The organism is Alteromonas sp. BZK5 (genome assembly GCF_014349115.1).
Lineage (GTDB): Bacteria > Pseudomonadota > Gammaproteobacteria > Enterobacterales > Alteromonadaceae > Alteromonas > Alteromonas macleodii.
In genome coordinates, this window is record NZ_JACSOE010000025.1 from 49,636 (window position 1) to 56,810 (window position 7,175).

Genomic DNA, 7,175 nt, shown 5'->3' on the forward strand with positions numbered 1-7,175 from the left:
ATTACTTACTCTTATTGCTGTACCAAACAACGTCACGCTCGTACTTAGTGAGAAGGTTTTCTACACCCAGAGTAAGCGCAAACAATGCCATTCTGACAAGTACACCATTGTCGGTTTGTCTAAAAATGGCGAGGTTTGGATTGAGGTTTAGATCGTTATCTAATTCGTTGGCTTCCATACGTGAATCTCGTGGAAGTGGATGCATGATAACGGTCTTCGACTGAAAGTGTTTCGTGTAAATCGACTGATTAAGGCGGAACTTACCTCGGTATTTGTTGGCTTCTTCTTGAGAAGGAAAGCGCTCTTCCTGAATGCGTGTTTGATAGCATATGTCCGCATCCATATTCCCTTCAAGGGTATCGGTAATCGTAAGCTGGTGCCCCGCATTTTCGATGGCGTCTATGATGGGCTGAGGCATGGCCAGCTCTTTTGGCGAAATGAGCGTAAAGCGAATGTTTTTAAACAAACATAACAAGCGAGATAAAGAGTGTACTGTTCGGCCGTAGCGCAAATCACCAATCATGGCGATGTGTAAGCCGTCAATGCCGTGGCCATTGTATTCCAGTTCACGTTTAATCGTGAACAAGTCCAACAGTGCTTGGGTTGGGTGTTCGTTTGCACCATCACCACCGTTGATAACAGGTACACGACTACCTTCGGCAAATTCTGCCACTGAACCCGCCGCAGGATGTCGCATTGCAATAATGTCGGAATAGCCGCTCAGCACACGGGCTGTGTCGTACAATGACTCACCTTTAGCCAGCGCAGAGCTTGACATGCCGGTGGTTTCTCTAACTTCACCACCTAAAAGGTTGAATGCGGTACCAAAGCTAACTCGCGTACGGGTACTTGGCTCAAAGAAAAGGTTACCGAGAATGGCGCCATCTAGCACGGTTGTGCGCTTTTGTCGTTTGGCATAGGGTTGCATGGAATTGGCAACTGAGAACACTTTCTCAATGGCCTCGCGATCGAATTGATTAACCGAAAGAATGTGGTTACCGGTAAAGTCAGACATGCGCTTCTCAATCATCAACGAAAACGGCGCTAGTTTATAATACCGCTGGGGTTAAGTCATTAGCGCAACGTTAATCTTGCCTTACGTTTTTCTCAGTTTGGCGTTTTATTGAAAAGGGCTTTCCAAAAATCAAAATGCAAGTGTGCATGTGCGCATATGTCGGCTAATTGTGTTGCTGAGTATAATGGGTAAAGAGTAAAAGGATCTTTTCAGCTGCGCTATTTACGTGGGCTGTAATCGCTTCGTCTTGAAGCGGAGACTGTATGCCGCACAGCATCATGGTGTGATATTCCCCCTTAAGCAGGGCGCAATAATCTACTGCCAGCTGTTGGGCGATATCACGGCTTAAGCTACCTTCTCCGAACTTCTCTATGACATCACTCAATGTAGATAGGGAAGCTTCTGGGCCAGCCTGATAAAAAAGTGTTGCCACATGAGGGCTATTTACCGCTTCAGCTATAATTACTCGAAAGATAGCAATGGCTTCAGGATCTTGTAATAGTCGCACAAATTGACAGCCAACTTTTCGTAAACATTCTAATAGTGAGAGTGAGCCTGAAGTGGCGTCGATAAGTTGCTGGGTGTCGAGTTGGTATGATCTGCATTTCGATGAGATTGCCGCTTGAAAGAGAGCATCTTTTCCTTCGAAATGAGAATAGACCGTTTGTTTAGACACACCTGAGGCTTTAGCCACAGTGTCCATAGATGTGTTGGCAAAACCCTCTTTTAAGAACAGGCAAGACGCTGCATGCAATATAAGATGGTATTTCTCTTCGCTTTTAGGTCGGCCTTGCTTTCGAGTGGTAGCCACGTTCGTTCTCACTTTATTGACGAATATTTAAATATCAAACTGGACGGTCTAGTATTTATATACTAGCATAGCACAATAAGTATGCAAATATAGCCCAGAGCAAACGCTAAACTGGTTAAAGGAAATGTTATGACTGCTGCAACGACGCCTTCTAAAAGTGGCAAACTCTCACTTATTATCGCTATTGCCGTTTTTACTGCAGCGTTGGTCATTCTTTTGATGACAGCAGGTCTTGGCAATGCGACACAAACGCCAGAGGCAAGAGTTCCGGTTGCAGTGTCCACTGGAACAGTCAAAATTCAATCGGGCTTTGAAACTCCAATCAATGTTTTTGGGCTTGTCGAATCCCCGCGGGCCACTTCGCTTTCATTCGATATGGCAGGGCAAGTCAATACATTACTTGTTGAAGAGGGCGATGTAGTAAGTAAAGGGGATGTTCTAGCCCGTCAAGATATTCAGCGTCTCAATGCCAGAAAACGTGAGCTTCAAGCCTCACTTGAGCGTGCAAACGCCGACCTTGAACTTGCTAGAGTAAACAGCGAAAGAACCACGTCGTTGGTTGAGAAAAAGCTAGAATCAGCGCAGCGACTAGACGAAACCAAGGCAAGTCTCAATGTCGCTAAGGCACAAGTTAGTGAAATGCAGGCCGCCCTTGAATCACTGAATGTAGAAATAGAAAAAACGACCCTTATTTCTCCCTTCGATGGCGTAGTCAATCGACGCTTTTTTGATGAAGGCAGTGTAGTTAGCGCTGGAACCCCCGTGTTTGGAATTACGGGCATAGAGAATTATCAGGCACGTTTCGCGGTACCTGCCGATGTTGTGGATCAGTTTGACCTTAATGAGCCGGTGCTGGTTAGCGTCGGGGATATTGATGTGGCGGGTACTGTTACGCAACGCTTACCTGTTCGCAACGTGCAAACGCGAACCATTGATATTTTAGTGACATTAAATAGTAATGAGCGGGTACGCCCCGGTGACATGGCCATTTTGTCTGGCTTTCGTTCTCACTCTGAGACAGGAAGTTGGCTGCCGGTTAACGCGCTAAGCAACGGCTTGCGCGGTTTGTGGCGCGTATTTGTTTTATCAAACGAGCAAAACGCCACCCTTGAAGCCCGTGTAGTGGAAGTTGTATATACCGACGGAAACAACGCGTTTGTGCGCGGAGCGCTTAAAGATGGAGAGGTTTACGTAAGCGAAGGTACACACAAACTCGCACCTGGCCAAATGGTATCAATCCCCAGTCAACATCAAGCTGGGGCACGCTAATGAAGTCATTTAACTTCGGCTCAGATAAATCTTATCCATGGTATACCTTATTTTACCGACGAGGGCATTTACTCATACTGAGTCTTCTGGTGCTAGTCACAGCAGGGTTGTCAGCATTAGGCTCTCTGCCGCGTATTGAGGACCCGCGAATAGATACGCGAAACGCACTGATCATCACTCAATACCCAGGCGCGTCGGCGGAACGGGTAGAGGCTTTGGTTAGTGATGTGCTTGAAGACAGGCTTAGAGAAATATTTGAAATAAAGGAAGTGAAGTCCACGTCGCGTGCTGGTATCTCCATCATTCTCATAGAGACGCAAGACTGGATAAATGATTCAAGTAACGAACAACTATTCAGTGAAATTCGCGATGCCATTGGCGCTGCCGCTGAGTCATTCCCTGAAGGTGCAATGGCGCCAGTTTTCGATGAAAAGCGCGGCGCGACAGCGTTCACTTTATTGCTATCTGTGCGAGCAGACCACTTTGAAAATACCCCTATTACACTCACCGCGCGTTTAGCCCAAGAACTTACAGACAGGCTGCGAAACGTTAACGGCACTGAGCTAGTGCGTGTATACGGCGCACCGCAGGAAGAAATTAGCGTCAATGTCGACCCTATTAAGCTTGCTGCAACGGGTCTTACCTTACAGCAAGTAAGCAATTTGATAAGCCGCGCCGACCCCAAATTACCTGCCGGTATGCTTAACTCCCAGCAAAGTAATTTGCGCTTTACAGTGGGAGAGGGCTTAAATGGCGTGAACATGATTGCTTCAATTCCCTTAGTTAACGAGCAAGGTCGCTACTTACGGGTGGAAGACGTTGCGACTGTAGAGAGAAGTTTCACAACACCTCGAAAGGACGTGGCATTCTTAAATGGTGAAGAGTCTATCTTTGTAGCAGCGCGTATGCAGCCCTCGCTACGCTCAGATGTATGGACAGAAAATGCATTAGCAGTAGTGGAACAGTTCAATAAAGACTTCAGCGGAACCTTAACCGCGACTGTTGCATTTGAGCAAAACGAATATACTGCCACTCGCCTTGCTGACTTATCGATGAACCTGCTTATGGGCTGCGCCGTGGTCATGATGGTTATTCTACTTTTCATGGGGTTTCGTGCTGCGTGGATTGTGGGCCTGGCACTTCCCTTATGCGCCGCTTTTGCCTTGTTCTCTTTAAGTTTTTACGACGAGCAAATTCACCAAATGTCTATCTTTGGCATGATCATCGCCATTGGTTTACTTATCGATAATGCCATTGTTATTACCGATGAAATTCGCATTAATTTACAAGATCCTAATTTAACGCGAGTAGGTGCTATGGCCAAAAGCGTTTCACATCTATTTGTGCCGCTTTTGGCTTCAACGCTTACGACCATTTTAGGCTTTATGCCCATCTTTCTTTTAGATGGAAACATTGGTGACTTTGTTGGCCCGATTGCCATTAGCGTGGTGATGGCACTTATTGGCTCGCTGTTTATTTCTCTTACTATCATTGCAGCCCTCGCTGCCCGATTTTTGCCAAAGCACGACAATAGTTCGCAACGTGAAATAGCATCGAAGGCGTGGTGGAAAGTGGGACTACAAGCGCCAGAGCTCAGTCTCGCTTTTAAAAAGCAATTGGGTAGATGGGTTAAACAGCCAATTTTGGTGTTACCGGTTATTGCTATCCTTTGTTTATCGGGTTTTGTATTGTCGGGCACCTTGGCCAATGTGTTTTTCCCAAGTGCAGACAGAGACCAGTTCGAAGTGTACCTGTGGACCAAAGAAGGGAGCAGCATCGACAACACAACGAGCTATGTTAAAAAAATAGATGGTGCTATTCGCAGTGAGCAAGGCGTGAAACAAGTTAGTTGGTTAGTCGGGGGCTCTGCGCCGTCGGTGTACTATAACCAGACGATGACCCGTGACAACATGCCTTACTTTGCAAATGCTGTGGTGTCGACAGATACAGTGGATGACGCTGTTGCGCTAGTGGGCAAACTACAACAAGAGCTTGATAGCGCGTATCCAGAAGTACAAATTGTAGTGCGAGCCTTTGGGCAGGGTCCGCCTATTGCGGCGCCTGTTGAGGTAGAGATTTTCGGCCCTGATCTGAATGTGTTGAATGACCTAGGCGACAAAGTACGCATGTTAATGTCTGAAGTCGACGGCATTTCTCAGTCTATAACCAGCGTTTCAATGGGAGAACCCGAGCTTAAAATAAACGCGGACAGCGATAACCTGTCTTACTTGGGGCTTACGCTTTCCGAGCTTGCCAATCAAATGCAGATAAACTTTTCAGGTATTACCGGTGGTTCTGTTTTGGAAAGCACAGAAGAAATTCCTGTACGCGTGAGGCTAGACGAGGCGTATAGACAAAATGTAACGGGCGTAGACGCCATGCCAATTCCGGTTGCAGGAGACAATGCTATTTCTTGGTCGCCACTTGCTGCTGTAACAAACTTAACGCTTCAGCCTGCAACCAGCAGTATTACGCGCCTTGATGGCGAAAGGCTAAATCGTATTCAGGCGTTTTTGCTTCCTGGTGTCCCGGCCATTGATGCAAGTAATCATTTGCGAGATCTTCTCGAAAGTCGATTAATTCTTCCCGAAGGATATCGTATTCATTTAGCGGGAGACGCTGATGAACAGCAGCAAGCATTAGGTAAATTAGCGACCTATGCGCCGGTGCTGTTGGTTCTTATGGTAACAACGCTCATTCTGACTTTTACCAGCTTGCGCATGGCGGGTGTAATCGGATTAGTGGCAATACTTTCTGTAGGGCTGGGTATGTTCAGTCTTTGGATATCTGGATTGCCGGTTGGGTTTAATCCGCTGCTAGGTTGTGCTGGCCTTATTGGCGTAGCAATCAACGGATCGATAGTGGTCATTGCCGCTATCAACGCGAACCCCAAAGCAAAGCAGGGAGACACGAAAGCCATTGTTGAAGAAACCATGAGCTGTAGCCGCCATATTTTATCGACTACTTTCACGACGGTAGGTGGATTGATTCCCTTGCTATTGTTCAGTGAAGGTAGCTTTTGGCCGCCGTTGGCCGTGGTGCTGGCTGGTGGAGTAGGATTCTCGGTAATCTTGTCGTTAGTCTTTACGCCAACTATAGTGGCTGCTTTTCAACGATACCGTTATAGAAATCACACATTGGCATAATTTTACGGTTAAACTATCCCTTTTTAACCCACGTATAAATTTGGCTTACTTAGCGTATGCGAAAATCAAATCCTCTTTTGCGTTGGTGGCAAACCGACTGCGTGAAGTGTAAACGCATGAGACTTTATATCGTTTGGGCCGTAATCATGTTGGTGGTGTATTTTTATGTCTGGTACTAGTGTCGAACCAATCTATATCCGAGCAGCCTCGAAAAGTAACGGTATTACCAGCCTGGTGCTGGGCTGTATCGGTTTGTGTGTTGCGGCACTGTGGTTAGCCTTTCTTCCCGATTGGCTGTTCTTAGCGGGGATTTTTATCACCAGTGCCGCGTTAGTGTGCTTGCTCGTAGGGTACTTCAAAATTCGTGAGCCCGACTATAGTTTGGAAATAGCCAAAGACTATATCACTTATCGCCACCGTCTGGGCAGTTGGCGCATTCATTGGGACAACCTGCTGCGCGCAGATTGCCCCCGTGTTCGCCATGGGCTGGAGCATATTCCCCTTGAAACCATCGGTTTCAAAATCAAAAGTTACACGGATTTCCTCAATACGATTTCACCACGGCTTGCAACGCACTTGTTAATGGAGCAGCGGCCATTGCTAATGCAGAACACAGATGAGAATTGCGCCTCTGGAAGCTGTTATGAGCAATCTATGTTTGACGATAAGCAGTACGTTATGGAAGACGGGACCATCATTAAAGGCATTAAAGCTATGCTGGCACATCGTATGGTAGAGCTAAGAAAGCGCCTTGGGTATGATATTTTTATCGCGAGTTCAGAGCTAGATAGGGATGCCAGCGAGTTTGCAGGACTTATTGCTCAGTGCCAGAAAGCTAGGGCCTGTTGACCTTTGGTGTACGAATTTTGGTCTAAATGGAAGCCTTTTAATCGCGAAACAGTCCTGCAAGCCTAGCGGGCTAAGTTAAAGGACT

Annotated in this window: 5 protein-coding genes; 3 read left to right on the plus strand and 2 right to left on the minus strand. The window is 46.7% G+C overall.

Annotated features, from left to right (window positions below):
• Position 1: 1 nt before the first annotated feature.
• Together BIZ39_RS09685 and BIZ39_RS09690 are read right to left on the minus strand one after the other, a co-directional pair.
• The gene (locus tag BIZ39_RS09685; RefSeq protein WP_014948009.1) at positions 2 to 1,015 is read right to left on the minus strand and encodes an aspartate carbamoyltransferase; all 1,014 of its coding nucleotides are present in this window, start codon (positions 1,013 to 1,015) and stop codon (positions 2 to 4) included.
• 163 nt (positions 1,016 to 1,178) lie between these two features.
• Complete coding sequence (locus tag BIZ39_RS09690) at positions 1,179 to 1,826, minus strand: TetR/AcrR family transcriptional regulator (RefSeq protein ID WP_049589088.1); 648 nt, start codon at positions 1,824 to 1,826, stop codon at positions 1,179 to 1,181.
• A gap of 129 nt (positions 1,827 to 1,955) precedes the next feature.
• Here BIZ39_RS09690 and BIZ39_RS09695 point away from each other — a divergent pair, with 129 nt between their 5' ends.
• From BIZ39_RS09695 to BIZ39_RS09705, 3 genes are all read left to right on the plus strand, one after another.
• Positions 1,956 to 3,095 (plus strand): efflux RND transporter periplasmic adaptor subunit, encoded by a 1,140-nt coding sequence (locus tag BIZ39_RS09695; RefSeq protein WP_049589089.1) that lies wholly within the window; start codon positions 1,956 to 1,958, stop codon positions 3,093 to 3,095.
• Positions 3,095 to 6,241 carry an efflux RND transporter permease subunit gene (locus tag BIZ39_RS09700; RefSeq protein ID WP_049589090.1) on the plus strand — a complete coding sequence of 1,049 codons (3,147 nt, stop codon included), beginning with the start codon at positions 3,095 to 3,097 and terminating at the stop codon, positions 6,239 to 6,241. The genes BIZ39_RS09695 and BIZ39_RS09700 overlap by 1 nt, the downstream gene beginning before the upstream one ends.
• Before the next feature lie 165 nt (positions 6,242 to 6,406).
• Positions 6,407 to 7,090: a DUF2982 domain-containing protein gene (locus BIZ39_RS09705; protein ID WP_049589091.1), complete on the plus strand. Its 684-nt coding sequence runs from the start codon at positions 6,407 to 6,409 to the stop codon at positions 7,088 to 7,090.
• Positions 7,091 to 7,175: the final 85 nt, after the last annotated feature.